Here is an 18,220-nt window from a genome sequence, read left to right on the forward strand (position 1 = left end):
GTTCAGAGATGAGCGGTGCGCGGTGATTGCAAGGATTGCAGCAAGTTAGGCAAAAGCCAGTTGCGCAATCTGCAAAAATCGTGTTATAGTCTTGGGCTTGGTAGTTGCCGAAAAACTTAGGGTTAACCCTGATATTTCGATAGCTGCTAAAGAGAGGCGGACCTGAAGAGGTCGCAGGCAAGAAAGCGTAACGATGGATGTGACGCTGACTTGACAAGCGATAAAAATTTCTTCATAATCTCGTTTCTCTGCTGCAAACAACGCGGCGCCAGCGAAAGCGGCGTAGCGAAGCGAGCAGGCAGTAAGTAGTACCGAATTTAGCAGTACCGCTCTTTAACAATTAAACAACCGATAAGTGTGGGCGCTTGATGCGAGTGCAGTGTGATTGGGTTTTAAACCCCGGCCACAAGCACAATGAAATCAAGTGCTCACTAGAAGTGAAGTACCTTAGACGTCAAGTTTAAGAACATACCTCACTTCCTTTGAGTAGCGACGTATGACCTGGTTTGGATTTATTCAGACCAAGAATACGAAACAAATACAGAGATTAAACTGAAGAGTTTGATCCTGGCTCAGATTGAACGCTAGCGGGATGCCTTACACATGCAAGTCGAACGGCAGCACGGACTTCGGTCTGGTGGCGAGTGGCGAACGGGTGAGTAATGTATCGGAACGTGCCTAGTAGCGGGGGATAACTACGCGAAAGCGTAGCTAATACCGCATACGCCCTACGGGGGAAAGCAGGGGATCGCAAGACCTTGCACTATTAGAGCGGCCGATATCGGATTAGCTAGTTGGTGGGGTAACGGCTCACCAAGGCGACGATCCGTAGCTGGTTTGAGAGGACGACCAGCCACACTGGGACTGAGACACGGCCCAGACTCCTACGGGAGGCAGCAGTGGGGAATTTTGGACAATGGGGGAAACCCTGATCCAGCCATCCCGCGTGTGCGATGAAGGCCTTCGGGTTGTAAAGCACTTTTGGCAGGAAAGAAACGTCATGGGCTAATACCCCGTGAAACTGACGGTACCTGCAGAATAAGCACCGGCTAACTACGTGCCAGCAGCCGCGGTAATACGTAGGGTGCAAGCGTTAATCGGAATTACTGGGCGTAAAGCGTGCGCAGGCGGTTCGGAAAGAAAGATGTGAAATCCCAGAGCTCAACTTTGGAACTGCATTTTTAACTACCGGGCTAGAGTGTGTCAGAGGGAGGTGGAATTCCGCGTGTAGCAGTGAAATGCGTAGATATGCGGAGGAACACCGATGGCGAAGGCAGCCTCCTGGGATAACACTGACGCTCATGCACGAAAGCGTGGGGAGCAAACAGGATTAGATACCCTGGTAGTCCACGCCCTAAACGATGTCAACTAGCTGTTGGGGCCTTCGGGCCTTAGTAGCGCAGCTAACGCGTGAAGTTGACCGCCTGGGGAGTACGGTCGCAAGATTAAAACTCAAAGGAATTGACGGGGACCCGCACAAGCGGTGGATGATGTGGATTAATTCGATGCAACGCGAAAAACCTTACCTACCCTTGACATGTCTGGAATTCCGAAGAGATTTGGAAGTGCTCGCAAGAGAACCGGAACACAGGTGCTGCATGGCTGTCGTCAGCTCGTGTCGTGAGATGTTGGGTTAAGTCCCGCAACGAGCGCAACCCTTGTCATTAGTTGCTACGAAAGGGCACTCTAATGAGACTGCCGGTGACAAACCGGAGGAAGGTGGGGATGACGTCAAGTCCTCATGGCCCTTATGGGTAGGGCTTCACACGTCATACAATGGTCGGGACAGAGGGTCGCCAACCCGCGAGGGGGAGCCAATCCCAGAAACCCGATCGTAGTCCGGATCGCAGTCTGCAACTCGACTGCGTGAAGTCGGAATCGCTAGTAATCGCGGATCAGCATGTCGCGGTGAATACGTTCCCGGGTCTTGTACACACCGCCCGTCACACCATGGGAGTGGGTTTTACCAGAAGTAGTTAGCCTAACCGTAAGGGGGGCGATTACCACGGTAGGATTCATGACTGGGGTGAAGTCGTAACAAGGTAGCCGTATCGGAAGGTGCGGCTGGATCACCTCCTTTCAGAGCTTAGTGCTCGTGTTAAGCGTCCACTCTTATCGGTTGTTTGATATAGCTGGGATCAGTTGTAGGCTTGGGTCGAGGGAATCTTCCCTGGGTCTCCAACTACCTGACTGCTGATCCGAGAAGGTTTTGGGTCTGTAGCTCAGTCGGTTAGAGCACCGTCTTGATAAGGCGGGGGTCGTTGGTTCGAATCCAACCAGACCCACCAAGTATTCTACGCATGCGGGATATGGGGGTGTAGCTCAGCTGGGAGAGCGCCTGCTTTGCAAGCAGGATGTCATCGGTTCGATCCCGTTCACCTCCACCATTGATTCTCAAAACTCACCTGGTGGTGATGTAGAGGCTAACTCATAGTGTCGTGGAAACGGCGTTATGAGTTAGGTTTTACCTGAACAGCTATATTTGTTCTTTAACAATCTGGAAGAAGCACAACGAAAATGTACTTATCAAGTACTCGACGCAAGTCGATGAAGATAGGTACGGGTTGTGATTGCATTAATTTTGTTCCAAGTTCTCAAGACTGGGGTGAATAACCTCAGACTGCTTTGAAACTTATGAACGGCACAAACGCTAATACTCAGGTCCTATAGCCTACAGCGTTATAGGATCAAGCGACTAAGTGCATATGGTGGATGCCTTGGCGATCACAGGCGATGAAGGACGTAGTAGCCTGCGAAAAGCTACGGGGAGCTGGCAAACAAGCTTTGATCCGTAGATGTCCGAATGGGGAAACCCACCGCAGCAATGCGGTATCCCTGGCTGAATACATAGGCCAGTGGAAGCGAACCGGGTGAACTGAAACATCTCAGTAGCTCGAGGAAAAGAAATCAACCGAGATTCCGAAAGTAGTGGCGAGCGAAATCGGAAGAGCCTTTACGTTTTAGCATGCAAGATAGTCGAACGGAATGGAAAGTCCGGCCGTAGCAGGTGATAGCCCTGTAGGCGAAATCTTGTGTGTGGAACTAAGCGTAAGACAAGTAGGGCGGGACACGTGAAATCCTGTTTGAAGATGGGGGGACCATCCTCCAAGGCTAAATACTCGTGATCGACCGATAGTGAACCAGTACCGTGAGGGAAAGGCGAAAAGAACCCCGGAAGGGGAGTGAAATAGATCCTGAAACCGTATGCATACAAACAGTAGGAGCCTCCTTGTGGGGTGACTGCGTACCTTTTGTATAATGGGTCAGCGACTTACATTCAGTGGCAAGGTTAACCGAATAGGGAAGCCGTAGCGAAAGCGAGTCCGAATAGGGCGATTCAGTCGCTGGGTGTAGACCCGAAACCAGATGATCTATCCATGGCCAGGTTGAAGGCACGGTAACACGTGCTGGAGGACCGAACCCACTAATGTTGAAAAATTAGGGGATGAGCTGTGGATAGGGGTGAAAGGCTAAACAAATCTGGAAATAGCTGGTTCTCTCCGAAAACTATTTAGGTAGTGCCTCAAGTATTACTGCGGGGGGTAGAGCACTGTTATAGCTAGGGGGTCATGGCGACTTACCAAACTATGGCAAACTCCGAATACCCGCAAGTACAGCTTGGGAGACAGAGCACCGGGTGCTAACGTCCGGACTCAAGAGGGAAACAACCCAGACCGCCAGCTAAGGTCCCGAATTATCGCTAAGTGGGAAACGAAGTGGGAAGGCATAGACAGTCAGGAGGTTGGCTTAGAAGCAGCCATCCTTTAAAGAAAGCGTAATAGCTCACTGATCGAGTCGTCCTGCGCGGAAGATGTAACGGGGCTAAGCGATAAACCGAAGCTGCGGGTGTGCACTTTTAGTGCACGCGGTAGGAGAGCGTTCTGTAAGCCTGCGAAGGTGGCTTGTAAAGGCTGCTGGAGGTATCAGAAGTGCGAATGCTGACATGAGTAGCGATAAAGGGGGTGAAAAGCCCCCTCGCCGTAAGTCCAAGGTTTCCTGCGCAACGTTCATCGGCGCAGGGTGAGTCGGCCCCTAAGGCGAGGCAGAGATGCGTAGCTGATGGGAAACTGGTTAATATTCCAGTACCGTCGTACAGTGCGATGGGGGGACGGATCGCGGAAGATCATCAGGGTGTTGGATGTCCCTGTTGCTGTATCGAAGATGGCGCTTAGGCAAATCCGGGCGCGTAAATCAAGGGTATGGCACGAGCGAGCATTGCTTGCGAAGTGATTGGAAGTGGTTCCAAGAAAAGCCTCTAAGCTTCAGCTGTACGAGACCGTACCGCAAACCGACACAGGTGGACGGGATGAATATTCCAAGGCGCTTGAGAGAACTCAGGAGAAGGAACTCGGCAAATTGATACCGTAACTTCGGGAGAAGGTATACCCCGGTAGTGTGAAGCGCCTGCGCGCTTAGCATGATGGGGTCGCAGAGAATCGGTGGCTGCGACTGTTTATTAAAAACACAGCACTCTGCAAAGACGAAAGTCGACGTATAGGGTGTGACGCCTGCCCGGTGCCGGAAGGTTAAGTGATGGGGTGCAAGCTCTTGATCGAAGCCCCGGTAAACGGCGGCCGTAACTATAACGGTCCTAAGGTAGCGAAATTCCTTGTCGGGTAAGTTCCGACCTGCACGAATGGCGTAACGATGGCCACACTGTCTCCTCCTGAGACTCAGCGAAGTTGAAGTGTTTGTGATGATGCAATCTACCCGCGGCTAGACGGAAAGACCCCATGAACCTTTACTGTAGCTTTGCATTGATCTGTGAACCGGCCTGTGTAGGATAGGTGGGAGGCTTTGAAGCGTAGTCGCTAGATTACGTGGAGCCATCCTTGAAATACCACCCTGGTTTGTTTGCGGTTCTAACCTTGGTCCGTTATCCGGATCGGGGACAGTGCATGGTGGGCAGTTTGACTGGGGCGGTCTCCTCCCAAAGTGTAACGGAGGAGTTCGAAGGTACGCTAGGTACGGTCGGAAATCGTGCTGATAGTGCAATGGCATAAGCGTGCTTGACTGTGAGACTGACAAGTCGAACAGGTGCGAAAGCAGGACATAGTGATCCGGTGGTTCTGAATGGAAGGGCCATCGCTCAACGGATAAAAGGTACTCTGGGGATAACAGGCTGATACCGCCCAAGAGTTCATATCGACGGCGGTGTTTGGCACCTCGATGTCGGCTCATCTCATCCTGGGGCTGTAGCCGGTCCCAAGGGTATGGCTGTTCGCCATTTAAAGAGGTACGTGAGCTGGGTTTAAAACGTCGTGAGACAGTTTGGTCCCTATCTGCCGTGGGCGTTGGATACTTGACGGAGCCTGCTCCTAGTACGAGAGGACCGGAGTGGACGTACCTCTGGTGTACCGGTTGTCATGCCAATGGCATTGCCGGGTAGCTAAGTACGGAAGAGATAACCGCTGAAGGCATCTAAGCGGGAAACTCGTCTGAAGATAAGGTATCCCGGGGACTTGATCCCCCTGAAGGGTCGTTCGAGACCAGGACGTTGATAGGTCGGGTGTGGAAGCGCAGTAATGCGTTAAGCTAACCGATACTAATTGCCCGTGAGGCTTGATCCTATAACACTGATGGTTATGACCTGGTGATGTAGCGTTCCAAGTGTCGTTCAATACAAAATCTGGCTGCACCGTCGGCAGCCAGCCAACACCAATTACACCCCACCGTGCGTGATCATCGAGTCTGACTCTGATCCCCACGCGTTGTGTTTCTTCCAAGATTGGAGCCGTTGCCTCGCGGCAACCGCTCAACCAGTTACGCTTGACGACCATAGCGAGTTGGTCCCACTCCTTCCCATCCCGAACAGGACAGTGAAACGACTTTGCGCCGATGATAGTGGACGGACGTCTGTGAAAGTAGGTCATCGTCAAGCTTTTTATTCCGCAAAACCCCACAGGTAACCCCTGTGGGGTTTTGTTTTTGCGGCGCCTGGCTGAGGATGCGCTTCGCAGGTTCCGCAAACCCCAATGAAAAACCCCTCGCAGGATGCCCCTGCGAGGGGTTTTGTTTTTCATGCCTGCAAGCCGTGACGCGTTCGCCGCCTAGGGTTGCGTATATTGCTGGCGGTCGATGCCATGGCGCTGCAGTTTGTCGTAGAAGGTCTTGCGCGGAATGCCCAAGGATTCCAGGGTGGCCTTGATATCGCCCTGATGGGTCTGGAGCGCTTCGCGGATCAGTTGGGCTTCTAAGCGTTCCATCCGTTCCGGCAGGCTTTCGGCGGCGCCCTCTGCTGCGATTGGAGTTGCGGGCGTATTCAGCACGCCCAGCACGACGCGTTCGGCGAAATGCGCGAGTTCACGCACGTTGCCGGGCCAGTCGTGTGTCAGGACATGCTGCCGGATGGATGCCGGCATTTCGGGAATGTCGCGTTGGAAGCGGCGCGAGGCATGGCCAAGGTAATGGGCGAACAGCAGGGGGATGTCCTCGCGGCGTTCGCGCAAGGGCGGAATCCGGATTGTGACGACATTGAGCCGGTAGAACAGGTCTTCGCGGAATTTGGTCCGTATGGCTGGGCTGCCGAGGTCTTCTTTGGTGGCAGCGACCACCCGCAGGTCCAGGTTGCGGACTTCGTTGCTGCCCAGAGGAGTGATCTGGCGTGACTCGAGCACGCGCAGGAGCTTGACCTGGACGGCCAGCGGCATGCTTTCGATTTCATCCAGGAACAGGGTGCCGCCGCTGGCATGCTCGATTCGGCCGATGCGTTTCTTCTGGGCGCCGGTGAATGCGCCAGGCTCATGGCCGAAGAGTTCGCTTTCGATCACGCTTTCGGGCAAGGCGCCGCAGTTGATCGCCACCAGCGCGCGGTGCCTGCGGCGGCTTAGACGGTGCAGCGCGGTGGCCACGACTTCCTTGCCGGTGCCGGTTTCTCCTTCGACCAGGACGTCCACATCCGCGTCCGCGATATGGCGCAGCGTTAGCTTGATCCGCTGCATGGCGGGAGTGGTGCCGATGAAGGGGACCTCGTCGGCTTCGACGGCGAAGGCCGCTTCGCGCAGGCGGCGGTTTTCGAGCACCAGGTGGCGCTTTTCCGCAGCGTGCACGATGGCGGTGATCAGCCTGTCGGCGGCATAGGGTTTGGTGAGGAAATCATAGGCGCCATCACGCATGCATTGCACGGCGGTCGCGATATCGCCATGCCCGGTGATGAGGATGACGGGGATGTCGGGATCGATGTCGCGCAGGCGCTGGAATAGCTGCAAGCCGTCCATGTCGGGCATGCGGATATCGCTTACCACCACGCCGTCGAAGTCGCGGTTCAAGGCCGGCAATGCCGCGCGCGCGCTGGCGTGGGCATCCACGGCAACGCCATGGAGCTTGAGCGTCTGGGCATTGGCGCGGAGTAGCTCCTCGTCGTCGTCGATGAACACGGCGCGTGGCGCAAAGGGCCGACGCAAGCTGTCATCGATGGAGTTTGTCGCGTTGCTTGGATCAGGTGCGCGGGGCATGGTGGAGGCTCGTAGGGTTGTTCTGGTCGCGCGCCTTGCGCAATGTCAGGATGAACATCGCGCCGCTGCCCGGGGCATGCGGGGCGGGAAAGGCGGGATCCGAAGGGCCGGCTGCGATCAAGTCGCCGCCGAATTCGACGACGATGTCGCGGCAGATGACCAAGCCCAATCCCAAGCCCTCCGGCTTGGTCGTATGGAATGGGGTGAACAGGTGGGCACGGGCTGCGGGAGACAGCCCTGGGCCGTTGTCGCTGACGTAGATCTGCACCGTGGCCCCCAAGTCTTGCAGCGCGACGACGATGCGGCCGTCCGGCAGACCTTCCAAGGCGTCCATGGCGTTCTGCAGCAGATTCACCAACACTTGTTCCAGCCGCACGCGATTGGCCAGCACCTGGTAGTTCAGGTCCTCGGGCGGCCGTTGCAGCACGATGCCCTGGCGTCGGGCGCGCGGTGCGACCAGCAGCAGCGCGCCTTCCAGGCAATCTTTCAGGCTGGTCGGTCCTACCGAGGCGCCGGCCTTGCGAGAAAAGGCGCGCAACTCCCCGGTGATGTGGCCGATCCTGTCAGTCAAGGCGGCGATGGTGCCCAGGTTCTCCTGAGCGGAGCCATTATCCTGGCGGCGCAGAAACTCGGCCGCATTGTCGGCATAGGCGCGTATCGCGGCCACGGGCTGATTGATCTCGTGGGCGACGCCGGCGGCGACCTGGCCCAGCAGGGCCAGCTTGCTGGCTTGCACGAGTTCTTCCTGCATGGTGTGCAGACGGGCGGCCGTGCGCTGGCGCTCGTCCATTTGATCGACCAGTTGTTCGTTCACCCTCAACAACTGAGACGTGCGTTCGTCCACCAGCGAGGCCAGCTGTTCATGGATGGCGGCCTGCTGCTCGGCGCGTTCGCGGTTGCGATGACGGCGAAAGAGCACGAGGCCGGCAATGGCGGCGAGTGCGCTCTGCGCCAGCAATGCGCCCAGTTGCGCGTTGGCGGTGGCCTGGTTGATGGCCGCTTGTACCGGCGACAGCAGGTGCAGGGTCCAGCCGGGCGATTCGACGATGGGCAGGGTGGTGTGCAACAGCGGCGCGCCGGCGGGAATCTGCGGCAGGGTTGCGTCCGCGCGCACCAGTTGGCCACTGCTGACGGGTTGCAGCGGCGGCTTGAGCGGCAGCGGCTGGAACAGGGCGTCGCCGAACTGCAGGCTGGTGCGCAACGTCCGGGCCAGAGTGGGCGAGAGCGGCGCCAACACGTCGAAGCGCCAGTCGGAGATGCTGCCCAACAACACCACGCCGTGCTCGTCGGTGACGAAAATGGGCGCATTGGACTGACGCCAGTCGGCCTCCAGATCGCGGAAGTCCACCTTCAAAACCACGACCCCCAGCATGGCGCCGTTGGCGTCGTCCACGCGCCGCGACAGGTATAGCCCGGCCTCGTGGCTGATCGTGCCCAGGGCGAAATGCTCTGCCGAGCCACGCGCGATGGCGCCCTGGAAGTAGGGCCGGAACTGGTAATCCACCCCGACGAAGGTGGCGGGTTCGCGCCAATTGCTGGCTGCGATCGCCAGGCCTTTCTTGTCCAGTACATAGATCGCGGACGCGCCCACGCCGCGGCTGAGCGTGTCGAGTTTTTCGTCCAGGGATTCGATCTGCCCGCGCGAGCCTCCCAGCAAGGCGGCGCGCACGTCGACGTCGCGTGTCAGGACGAAGGGCAGCGCGCGGAATTTGTCCAGATTGTTGCGCAACAGAGCGGCGTTGATCTGCGCCGTGCCGCGCGCCTGAGCGGCCGCGTTTTTGAGGGCGCCTTCCCGCGCCCAGAGCGTGGCGGCATGCAGTACGCCGAAGACGATGGCGATGCCCAGCAGGATGGCAGCCGCGCGCCAGGGCCAGGACCAGGCGCGCGCTGGCGGAAAGCGGGCGGGGCGCTTGGCCTGGTCCGGAGCGGAACCAGTGCTGCGGGAGGAGGATCGGGCTGACATGGGGTGTGCGGTTTTTCGCACATTTTATATCGCTTCTGTGTGAAATTCCGCCACGCGATCCTGAGGCAGCTCCTCTTCAGGGGAAAAAATTCATTTCCAATCAATGGCTTGGAAGCTCGGGGCGTAGCAAACACTGCTGGCACGGGTCTTGCATAGGTATGTCCAAGCCCCGCGGCCTCCAGAGCGGGGTGAAATCGGCCCGCGATGACACGCGCAAGCCAGAAAATAGATAACGCCCCGCCGCCCGCGCTGAACCGCCCGGAGCAAGGGGCCTTGGTGGGGACAAATCCCAATGATCGACGTGGATCAAGTCGCGCCCGCGCGCAAGCTCAAGTTCTATCAAATTCTCTATGTGCAGGTGATTTTCGCCATCGTGGTGGGCGTGCTGCTGGGCGCGTTCAAGCCCGAACTCGGCCAGCAGATGCAGCCGCTGGGCGACGCTTTCATCAAGTTGGTCAAGATGATCATCGCGCCGGTCATCTTCCTGACCGTGGCTACCGGCATCGCTGCGATGAGCGACCTGAAGAAGGTCGGCCGCGTGGCGGGCAAGGCCATGCTGTACTTCCTGGTGTTCTCCACGCTTGCGCTGATCGTGGGCATGATCGTCAGCCATATCGTGCAGCCGGGCGCCGGCATGCACATTGACCCCAGGACCCTGGACGAGAAGGCGGTGTCGGGCTACGTGGCCAAGGCGCATGACTCGACCATCACGGGCTTTCTGATGAACGTGATCCCGACCACGATCTTCAGTCCGTTCGTCGGCGGCGATATCCTACAGGTGCTGTTCGTGGCGGTGTTGTTCGGCATCGCGCTGGCCATGGTGGGCGAACGCGGCCAGCCGATATTGAACTTCATGACTGCGTTGGCCCAGCCGGTTTTCAAGCTGGTCGCGATCCTGATGAAGGCCGCTCCGGTCGGCGCCTTCGGCGCGATGGCCTTTACCATCGGCAAGTACGGCATCAAGTCCGTCATCAATCTGGCGATGCTGGTGGGGACCTTTTACGCGACCTCGGTGCTGTTCGTGGTCGTGGTGCTGGGCCTGGTCGCGCGCTACAACGGGTTCTCGATCCTGAAGCTGGTGCGCTATATCCGCGAAGAGCTGCTGCTGGTGCTGGGCACCAGCTCGTCCGAGGCGGCGCTGCCCACGCTGATGCAGAAGATGGAGCGGGCCGGGTGTTCGAAGTCGGTGGTTGGGCTGGTCGTGCCTACCGGCTACTCGTTCAATCTGGACGGCACCAATATCTATATGACGATGGCGGCCTTGTTCATTGCGCAGGCTTGCGACATTCCGCTGTCGCTGGGCGACCAGATCCTGCTGCTGCTGGTCGCGATGCTGAGTTCCAAGGGCGCGGCGGGCGTGACGGGGGCAGGCTTCATCACCCTGGCTGCGACGCTGTCGGTGGTGCCTTCCGTGCCGGTGGCCGGCATGGCGCTGATCCTGGGCGTGGACCGCTTCATGTCGGAGTGCCGCGCGCTGACCAACCTGGTCGGCAACGCGACCGCCACCGTGGTCGTGGCGCGTTGGGAAGGGGAACTGGATCAGGAGCAACTGCATGCCGCGCTTGAGGGTGAGCTCCAGCCTGCGCCTGTTCCAGCCTCGGTTCCGGCCCACGAGGCGCCGGGCAGAGCTGGCGCCCTGCCCATGGGCCAGCCAATGCAGCAGGGCTGAATCGGCGAAAAACCGACGTCGCCCGCGAACGCTGCTGCGTCTGCCGATGCGGGCAGCAGCCCCGAAGAGAGGGGGCGCCCGGCGATGAAGAAATCCCCCGGACCGCGAGGTTCCCGGGGGATTTTTTTCAGCCGGAGAGCGCGGTTTTCAGGGCACCTGAATACCCGCCGCGCGCAGCAGGTTCGCGGTTTCGAACAAGGGCAGGCCCATCACGCCGGTGTAGCTGCCGGCGATGTGCGAAATGAACGTGCCAGCCAAGCCCTGGATGCCATAGGCGCCGGCCTTGCCGTAGGGTTCGCCGCTGTCGCAGTAGCGGCCGATTTCCTCGTCCGTCAGGTCGCGCATGCGGACCTCGGTGATGGATACCGCTTCCAGCAACTGGTCTCCGGTCCAGACGGCGACGGCGGTGTGCACTTCATGCGCGGAGCCCGACAGGGCGCGGAGGATCCGCATGGCGTCGTCGCGGTCGGCCGGCTTGCCCAGGACCGTGCCCGCCAGGATGACCGTGGTGTCGGCAGCCAGCAAGGGCAGTTGCCGCAGGCTCTGGTCGCGCATCCAGTCGCGGCCGCGCAAGGCCTTGTCCCGCGCGGTGCGCTGGACGTAGTCGGCGGCGCTTTCGCCGGGATGCTGGGGTTCGTCCTCCCCGGGCGGGGCGGGCACGAGCAGGACTTCGTGCGCCAGGCCGATCTGGGCCAGCAGCTCGCGCCGCCGGGGACTGGCGGAGGCAAGGTAGAGGCGCGCGGGCGTTGCGGTGTCGGTCATGCGTGAGTGAAAAATATGCGCGCCGGCCCAGCGGTCACGCGCGGTGGTAGGGATGATTGGTCATGATGGCCCAGGCGCGGTAGAGCTGTTCGGCCAGCACCACGCGCACCATGGGGTGCGGCAGCGTCAGCGAGGACAGGCGCAACTGCCCGGCGCAGGAAGCCTTCAGGCCGGCATCCAGCCCGTCCGGGCCGCCGACCAGAAAGGCGACATCCTGGCCGCCGGCGCGCCATTGCTCGAGCTTTTGCGACAAGGCCATGGTGGTGAGATCGCGTCCGCGCTCGTCCAGCGCCAGGCGCAGGGCGCTGGCGGGCAGGGCGGCTTCGATCCGCTTGGCTTCCGCGGCCATCATCTGGGCGGGCGTCTTGCCGGTGGTGCGGGGCTCTGGCTTGATTTCGCGCAGTTCCAGTGCGCAGTCGGCCGGCAGGCGCTTGGCGTAGTCGTCCCAGGCGGTTTGCACCCAGTCCGGCATCCGCGTGCCGACGGCCGCGACGATCAGCTTCACGGCGCGCTCAGTACTCGGCGTCGTGCGCGCCGTCGTTGGCGACCGGCGCGGGGCGGGTGGATTCGGGCAGGAGCTTCACGCGCACCGGCTTGCCGCCCCAGATCTCTTCCAGGTTGTAGTACTGGCGGATGGCGGGTTGCATGATGTGCACGACCACGTCGCCCAGGTCGACCACGACCCATTCGCCGGTGTCCTCGCCTTCGATGGTGATGCCGGAGAGATCGAGCGCACGGCCGCGGTCCGCCACGCTGGAAGCGAGGGCGCGGGTCTGGCGGTTGGAGGTGGCGCTTGCAATCACGACGCGATCGAACAGGCTGGTCAGATGCGTGGTGTTGTAGACCTTGATGTCTTGCGCCTTGACGTCTTCGAGGGCGTCGATGACGGCGCGTTGGAGTTTTTGTATATCCATAGCTGCAAATATAACCCGCGCGTGGACAGCGGATGCTGGCCCCGTGGCGCTTTCAGCGCCCGGCGGGTGAGGGTTTATCGGTAAAGATGGTGCGTCGCAATATAGGCGGCGACCGGCGCCGCAAGCAGGCCTTCGGTGGATTCGCCCTGCGCCAGGCGCTGGCGGATCTGCGAGGCCGAAACCGCCATGGGAGCGAAAGGCAATTCCTGCAGTTCGCGTCCCTGGCCGCGCAGGTGTTCGGCCAGCGCCGGCGGCGCGCTGAGCGCGGTGCCCGGGCGGGTGGCGACGGCCAGGTCCACCAGGCTGGCGATGTCCTGCCATTCGCGCCAGGTGCAGAAATTGGCCAGTTGGTCGGCGCCCAGCAGCCAGACATAGCGCGCGTCCTGGGGCAGGGCGCGCAGCGTGTCCATGGTGTAGGTTGGGCCGCCGCGTTCGATTTCGATGGGATTGACGACCAGGCCCGCGTGGCCGGCAATAGCCAGCTGCAGCATGTCGCGGCGCTGGTCGGCCGTGGCGTGCAGTGCGGCACGCTGCCAGGGATTGGCGGCGGGGATGAGCTGCACCTCGGCCAGGCCTAGCGTCTGCAAGGCATTTTGCGCCAAGGCGATATGCGCGACGTGGACGGGGTCGAAACTGCCGCCCAGGAGACCGATGCGCTTCAAGCCCAGTCCCGCGGCTTCAGGTAGGCCGCCAATTCGGCCTCGGGTGTGCCGGCTTCGGGCTGCCAGTCGTAGCGCCACTGCGCCAGCGGCGGCATGGACAGGAGGATCGATTCCGTGCGTCCGCCGGACTGCAGGCCGAACAGCGTGCCGCGGTCGAAGACCAGGTTGAATTCGACGTAGCGGCCGCGACGGTAGGCCTGGAAATCGCGTTCGCGTTCGCCGTAGGTCTGGCCGCGGCGGCGCTCCACGATGGGCATGTAGGCCGGCAGGAAGGCGTCGCCCACCGAACGGGTTAGGGCGAACGAGGCGTCAAAGCCGGGTGCATTCAGGTCGTCGTAGAAGATGCCGCCGATGCCGCGCGTTTCATTGCGATGCTTGAGGAAGAAATACTCGTCGCACCAGCGCTTATAGCGCGGGTAGTAGTCGGCGCCATGGCCGGCCAGCGCATCGCGGCAGGTGGCGTGGAAATGGCGGGCGTCTTCCTCGTACGGATAGTAGGGCGTCAGGTCGATGCCGCCGCCGAACCAGAAGACGTCGGCCTCGTCGTGGCCAGGCCGGGCGGCCGCCAGAAACATGCGCACGTTCATGTGCGTGGTGGGCACGTGGGGATTGCGCGGGTGCAGCACCATGGACACGCCCATGGCTTCCCATGAACGGCCGGCCAGTTCGGGGCGGTGCGCGCTGGCCGACGGCGGCAGCTTGGTGCCCTGGACGTGGCTGAATAGCACGCCGGCGCGCTCGAACAGCGAGCCGCCTTCCAGCAGGCGCGACAGCCCGCCGCCGCCTTCGGGCCGCACCCATTCGTCGCTGCGGAAGGCCGTGCCTTCAGCGGCTTCCAGGGCGCCGACGATGCGGGCCTGCAAGCCGGTGAGGTAGTCCCGGACGGAGGAGACGGGCAAGGCGTTCATTGAGATTCCGGCTAGGCGTTGGGCTTGGACTTCTGTTGCGAGGGCTTGAGCGCGCGCCAGCCGATGTCGCTGCGGTACTGGCGGCCGTCGAAGTGGATGCCGTCGATCGCTTCGTAGACGCGGTCGCGGGCCATCTTGACAGAGTCGCCCAGCGCCGTGACGCACAACACGCGGCCGCCAGTGGTCTTCACTTCGTCACCATCGAGCTGGGTGGCGGCGTGGAACACCATGCAGTCCTCGGCATCGGCGGGCAGGCCGCGGATGACGTCGCCGGTGCGCGGCGTGTTGGGGTAGTTATGCGCGGCCAGCACGGCGCCCAGCGCGGTGCGGCGGTCCCAGACGATGTCGGCCTGGTTGAGCGTGCCGTCGACGGCGTGCTCCAGGGCGTCCAGCAGGTCGCTCTTGACGCGCATCATGATGGGCTGGGTTTCCGGATCGCCCATGCGGCAATTGAATTCCAGGGTCTTGATCTCGCGGTCGGGATCGTCGCCCGGGGCGATCATCAGGCCGGCGTAGAGGAAGCCCGTGTACGGGATGCCGTCGCGCGTCATGCCCTGCACGGTCGGCAGGATGATTTCGCGCATGATGCGGTGGTGCAGTTCCGGGGTGACGATGGGCGCGGGCGAATACGCGCCCATGCCGCCGGTATTGGGGCCCTGGTCCCCGTCCTGCAGGCGCTTGTGGTCCTGGCTGGTGGCCAGGGCCAGCACGTTGCGGCCGTCGCACATGACGATGAAGCTGGCTTCCTCGCCCACCAGGCATTCCTCGATGACGACGCGCGCGCCGGCGGCACCCATGGAGCCGTCGCCCAGCATGGCGTCCACGGCGGCATGCGCTTCTTCCAGCGTGGCGGCGACCACGACGCCCTTGCCCGCGGCCAGGCCGTCGGCCTTGATCACGATGGGGGCGCCTTCCTGGTCGATGTAGGCGTGCGCCAGGGCCGGATCGGTGAAGGTTTCGTAGCGGGCGGTCGGAATGTTGTGCCGGACCATGAAGGCCTTGGCGTAGTCCTTCGAGCTTTCCAGCTGCGCGGCGGCCTTGGTCGGGCCGAAGATCTTCAGGCCGCGGGCGCGGAACACGTCGACCACGCCGGCGGCGAGGGGGGCCTCGGGGCCGACCACGGTCAGGGCGACGCCTTCGCGCTGCACGAAATCAGCCAATTCCTCGGCACTGGTGAACGGAATGTTCTCGATCTGTTCGGCGCGCTGGGTGCCGCCGTTGCCCGGGGCGACGTAGACCTTGTGGACGCGCGGGGAGCGGGCCAAGCGCCAGGCGAGGGCGTGTTCACGGCCGCCAGAGCCAATTACCAGGAGTTTCATGTTGCGTGGTTCTTAAGGTTGCCAGTCGAGCGCCGCAAGGCGCCAGCCCGTGGAGTAGGCCAGGATCCGGGCGGACCCGGATCCGGTGACAGCGTGGCGCCGGGCAGGCAAGGCCCGCCCGGCGCCGGGGTAATGGGATTACTGCGCTTCGTCGAAAACGACGTTCGTATAGACTTCCTGCACGTCGTCCAGGCCTTCCAGGGCGTCGAGCAGTTTCTGCATCTTGATGGCGTCTTCGCCGGCGAGTTCGGTCTCGTTCAGGGCCTTCATGACGATGCCGTCCACTTCGGCCTTCAGGCCGGCGGCGTCGAAAGCGCTGCGCACGGCGGCGTAGTCGGCCGGCGCGCAGACCACTTCGATCACGCCTTCTTCGTCGGTCGTCACGTCTTCGGCGCCGGCCTCGAGGGCGGCTTCCATGACCTTGTCTTCCGAGGTGCCGGGTGCGAACACGAACTGGCCGCAGTGCTTGAACATGAAGGCGACCGAGCCTTCCTGGCCCAGGTTGCCGCCGTTCTTGGCGAAGGCGTGGCGCACTTCGGCCACGGTGCGGGTGCGGTTGTCGGTCATGCAGTCGACGATCACGGCCGCGCCGCCGATGCCGTAGCCTTCGTAACGGACTTCCTCGTAGGCTTCGCCGTCGGCGCCACCCGCGCCGCGCTGGATGGCGCGCTGGATGTTGTCCTTGGGCATGTTGGCGTCGGTGGCCTTGTCCCAGGCCATGCGCAGGCGCGGGTTGCTGTCCGGGTCCGGGCCGCCGGCACGCGCCGCCACGGTGATTTCACGAATGATCTTGGTCCAGAGCTTTCCGCGCTTGGCGTCTTGGCGCCCTTTGCGGTGCTGAATATTGGCCCATTTGCTGTGTCCGGCCATGGCTTCCCAGGGTAAATTGTCTGCAAAGAGGGCATTTTACCGTGCCGGCGTCCGGCGCGCCCGGGGGCGGACCGCATGTGTCCATATTGCCACGCGCACAAGCGGCGCGGCAGGCTCTACACTTGGGCATCCATCTGATTCCCTGGCCCGGAGAGCTGCACATGCCCAACCCCATTGTCATCGCCAAGAATGCCCAGACCGAATTGGCGCTGCTTCCTGCCCTGGCCAATCGCCACGGTTGCATCACCGGGGCCACGGGTACCGGCAAGACCGTCACCCTGCAGGTCCTGGCGGAATCCTTTTCCCGTATCGGCACGCCGGTGTTCATGGCCGACGTCAAGGGCGACCTGACCGGCGTTTCCCAGGCTGGCGCGGGCACGCCCAAGCTGCTGGAGCGCCTGAAGAACCTGGGCCTGAGCGAACCCGCCTGGGCGGCCAGCCCGGTCACGCTGTGGGATGTATTTGGCGAGCAGGGGCTGCCGGTGCGAGCCACCGTGTCGGACATGGGGCCGCTGCTGCTGTCCCGCATCCTGGAATTGAACGACACGCAGGAAGGCGTGCTGACGCTGGTCTTCAAGGTCGCCGATGACGAAGGCCAGCTGCTGCTGGACCTGAAGGACCTGCGCGCCATGCTGCAGAACGTCGCCGATCGCGCCTCGGAACTGAAAACGCGATACGGCAATGTGTCTTCCGCCAGCATAGGCGCCATCCAGCGCGGGCTGCTGGCCCTGGAATCGCAGGGTGCGGAGAAATTCTTCGGCGAGCCCATGCTGGACGTGGCCGACCTGATGCGCACGGACGCGCAAGGCCGCGGCATGGTCAACGTGCTGGCCGCCGACAAGCTGATGCAGGCGCCGCGCCTGTATGCCATCTTCCTGCTGTGGCTGCTGGCGGACCTGTACGAGAAGCTGCCCGAAGTGGGCGACATGGACCAGCCCAAGCTGGTGTTTTTCTTCGACGAAGCCCACCTGCTGTTCAACGACGCGCCTGGCGCGCTGCTGAACAAGATCGAACAGGTGGTGCGCCTGGTCCGTTCCAAGGGCGTGGGCGTCTATTTCGTGACCCAGAATCCGCTGGACATTCCCGATACCGTGCTGGGGCAATTGGGCAATCGTGTCCAGCATGCCTTGCGGGCGTTCACGCCGCGCGACCAGAAAGCCGTGAAGACGGCCGCCCAGACGATGCGCCCCAATCCGGGGTTGGACATCGAGGCGGCCATCACCGAGTTGGGCGTGGGCGAGGCGCTGGTGTCGCTGCTGGACCCGAAGGGGCGGCCGATGCCGACCGAGCGCGCTTACATCGTGCCGCCGGCAAGCCGGATCGGCCCGGCGACCGACGCCGAGCGGCAAGCGCTGCGCCAGGGTAGTCCGCTGGCATCCAAGTATGAAACGGCCATCGACCGGGAGTCCGCCTATGAAGTGCTGGCCGGGCGCGCGGCCAAGCCGGCGGATCAGGCCGGCGCGGCGAAGAATGGTTCCGCGCAGCCGGAAGGCAAGGGCGCCGCGGAAGAGTCGGGCGGCGGCCTCATGGACAGCCTGAACGACGTCCTGTTCGGCTCGACCGGCCCGCGCGGCGGCAAGCGCGATGGCGTCGTGCAGACCATGGCCAAAAGCACGGTCCGGTCGATTGCGCGCGAGCTGACCCGCGGCATATTGGGTTCTTTGCTGGGCTCGAAAGGCCGGCGTTGATACCCTGATCC

The 18,220-nt window shown here is 61.7% G+C and carries 11 protein-coding genes, 2 tRNA genes and 3 rRNA genes; 7 read left to right on the forward strand and 9 right to left on the reverse strand.

All coding sequences use genetic code 11. The annotated features are described in order from the left end of the window. Window positions 1-549 precede the first annotated feature (549 nt). From AXYL_RS10405 to rrf, 5 genes are all read left to right on the forward strand, one after another. Window positions 550-2,080 (forward strand): 16S ribosomal RNA (locus AXYL_RS10405). A gap of 131 nt (window positions 2,081-2,211) precedes the next feature. Further along, window positions 2,212-2,288 (forward strand) — tRNA-Ile (locus AXYL_RS10410). Between the two features lie 23 nt (window positions 2,289-2,311). Beyond that, window positions 2,312-2,387: transfer RNA gene (locus AXYL_RS10415), tRNA-Ala, on the forward strand. Window positions 2,388-2,685: 298 nt separating this feature from the next. After that, window positions 2,686-5,570 (forward strand): 23S ribosomal RNA (locus tag AXYL_RS10420). A 198-nt stretch (window positions 5,571-5,768) separates the two neighbouring features. Then, window positions 5,769-5,881, forward strand: a 5S ribosomal RNA gene (gene rrf / locus AXYL_RS10425). The 16S, 23S and 5S rRNA genes sit together here with 2 tRNA genes alongside, the layout of an rRNA operon. 169 nt (window positions 5,882-6,050) lie before the next feature. Here the strand turns inward: rrf and AXYL_RS10430 are convergent. Both AXYL_RS10430 and AXYL_RS10435 read right to left on the reverse strand, forming a co-directional pair. After that, window positions 6,051-7,454: a sigma-54-dependent transcriptional regulator gene (locus tag AXYL_RS10430; RefSeq protein WP_080551051.1), complete on the reverse strand. Its 1,404-nt coding sequence runs from the start codon at window positions 7,452-7,454 to the stop codon at window positions 6,051-6,053. Further along, entirely contained in the window at window positions 7,438-9,417 is a 1,980-nt protein-coding gene (locus tag AXYL_RS10435; protein WP_013392757.1) for a sensor histidine kinase, read from the reverse strand. The genes AXYL_RS10430 and AXYL_RS10435 overlap by 17 nt, the downstream gene beginning before the upstream one ends. A gap of 292 nt (window positions 9,418-9,709) precedes the next feature. On the opposite strand from AXYL_RS10435, the gene AXYL_RS10440 reads away from it, so the two are divergent. Then, a complete protein-coding gene (locus AXYL_RS10440; RefSeq protein ID WP_013392758.1) occupies window positions 9,710-11,086 on the forward strand; it encodes a dicarboxylate/amino acid:cation symporter in 1,377 nt (458 codons plus the stop codon). A gap of 147 nt (window positions 11,087-11,233) precedes the next feature. Here AXYL_RS10440 and AXYL_RS10445 read toward each other — a convergent pair whose 3' ends face one another. From AXYL_RS10445 to AXYL_RS10475, 7 genes are all read right to left on the reverse strand, one after another. Next, complete coding sequence (locus tag AXYL_RS10445) at window positions 11,234-11,848, reverse strand: Maf family protein (RefSeq protein WP_013392759.1); 615 nt, start codon at window positions 11,846-11,848, stop codon at window positions 11,234-11,236. A gap of 34 nt (window positions 11,849-11,882) precedes the next feature. Next, window positions 11,883-12,353 (reverse strand): 23S rRNA (pseudouridine(1915)-N(3))-methyltransferase RlmH, encoded by a 471-nt coding sequence (gene rlmH / locus AXYL_RS10450; RefSeq protein ID WP_013392760.1) that lies wholly within the window; start codon window positions 12,351-12,353, stop codon window positions 11,883-11,885. A 7-nt stretch (window positions 12,354-12,360) separates the two neighbouring features. Continuing rightward, window positions 12,361-12,762 carry a ribosome silencing factor gene (gene rsfS / locus AXYL_RS10455; protein WP_013392761.1) on the reverse strand — a complete coding sequence of 134 codons (402 nt, stop codon included), beginning with the start codon at window positions 12,760-12,762 and terminating at the stop codon, window positions 12,361-12,363. Between the two features lie 74 nt (window positions 12,763-12,836). Beyond that, window positions 12,837-13,424: a nicotinate (nicotinamide) nucleotide adenylyltransferase gene (gene nadD, locus AXYL_RS10460; RefSeq protein ID WP_013392762.1), complete on the reverse strand. Its 588-nt coding sequence runs from the start codon at window positions 13,422-13,424 to the stop codon at window positions 12,837-12,839. Next, window positions 13,421-14,332, reverse strand: coding sequence for an oxygen-dependent coproporphyrinogen oxidase (hemF, locus tag AXYL_RS10465; RefSeq protein ID WP_013392763.1), 912 nt, complete (start codon window positions 14,330-14,332; stop codon window positions 13,421-13,423). Before hemF ends, nadD begins: the two co-directional genes overlap by 4 nt. A gap of 11 nt (window positions 14,333-14,343) precedes the next feature. Continuing rightward, a complete protein-coding gene (gene purD / locus AXYL_RS10470) occupies window positions 14,344-15,651 on the reverse strand; it encodes a phosphoribosylamine--glycine ligase (protein WP_013392764.1) in 1,308 nt (435 codons plus the stop codon). Between the two features lie 138 nt (window positions 15,652-15,789). Continuing rightward, the gene (locus tag AXYL_RS10475) at window positions 15,790-16,521 is read right to left on the reverse strand and encodes a YebC/PmpR family DNA-binding transcriptional regulator (RefSeq protein ID WP_013392765.1); all 732 of its coding nucleotides are present in this window, start codon (window positions 16,519-16,521) and stop codon (window positions 15,790-15,792) included. A gap of 161 nt (window positions 16,522-16,682) precedes the next feature. Between AXYL_RS10475 and AXYL_RS10480 the strand changes: the two genes are divergently transcribed. After that, window positions 16,683-18,209 carry a helicase HerA-like C-terminal domain-containing protein gene (locus tag AXYL_RS10480; protein WP_013392766.1) on the forward strand — a complete coding sequence of 509 codons (1,527 nt, stop codon included), beginning with the start codon at window positions 16,683-16,685 and terminating at the stop codon, window positions 18,207-18,209. The last annotated feature ends 11 nt before the right edge of the window (window positions 18,210-18,220 follow it).

Source organism: Achromobacter xylosoxidans A8 (genome assembly GCF_000165835.1).
Lineage (GTDB): Bacteria > Pseudomonadota > Gammaproteobacteria > Burkholderiales > Burkholderiaceae_B > Achromobacter > Achromobacter xylosoxidans_B.

Excerpts from the sequence above, each read along its gene's own strand:
- hemF (WP_013392763.1), bottom strand. The coding sequence starts at position 14,332 with ATGAACGCCTTGCCCGTCTCCTCCGTCCGGGACTACCTCACCGGCTTG.
- AXYL_RS10440 (WP_013392758.1), top strand. The coding sequence starts at position 9,710 with ATGATCGACGTGGATCAAGTCGCGCCCGCGCGCAAGCTCAAGTTCTAT.
- AXYL_RS10475 (WP_013392765.1), bottom strand. The coding sequence starts at position 16,521 with ATGGCCGGACACAGCAAATGGGCCAATATTCAGCACCGCAAAGGGCGC.
- AXYL_RS10445 (WP_013392759.1), bottom strand. The coding sequence starts at position 11,848 with ATGACCGACACCGCAACGCCCGCGCGCCTCTACCTTGCCTCCGCCAGT.
- AXYL_RS10480 (WP_013392766.1), top strand. The coding sequence starts at position 16,683 with ATGCCCAACCCCATTGTCATCGCCAAGAATGCCCAGACCGAATTGGCG.
- purD (WP_013392764.1), bottom strand. The coding sequence starts at position 15,651 with ATGAAACTCCTGGTAATTGGCTCTGGCGGCCGTGAACACGCCCTCGCC.
- rsfS (WP_013392761.1), bottom strand. The coding sequence starts at position 12,762 with ATGGATATACAAAAACTCCAACGCGCCGTCATCGACGCCCTCGAAGAC.
- AXYL_RS10430 (WP_080551051.1), bottom strand. The coding sequence starts at position 7,454 with ATGCCCCGCGCACCTGATCCAAGCAACGCGACAAACTCCATCGATGAC.
- AXYL_RS10435 (WP_013392757.1), bottom strand. The coding sequence starts at position 9,417 with ATGTCAGCCCGATCCTCCTCCCGCAGCACTGGTTCCGCTCCGGACCAG.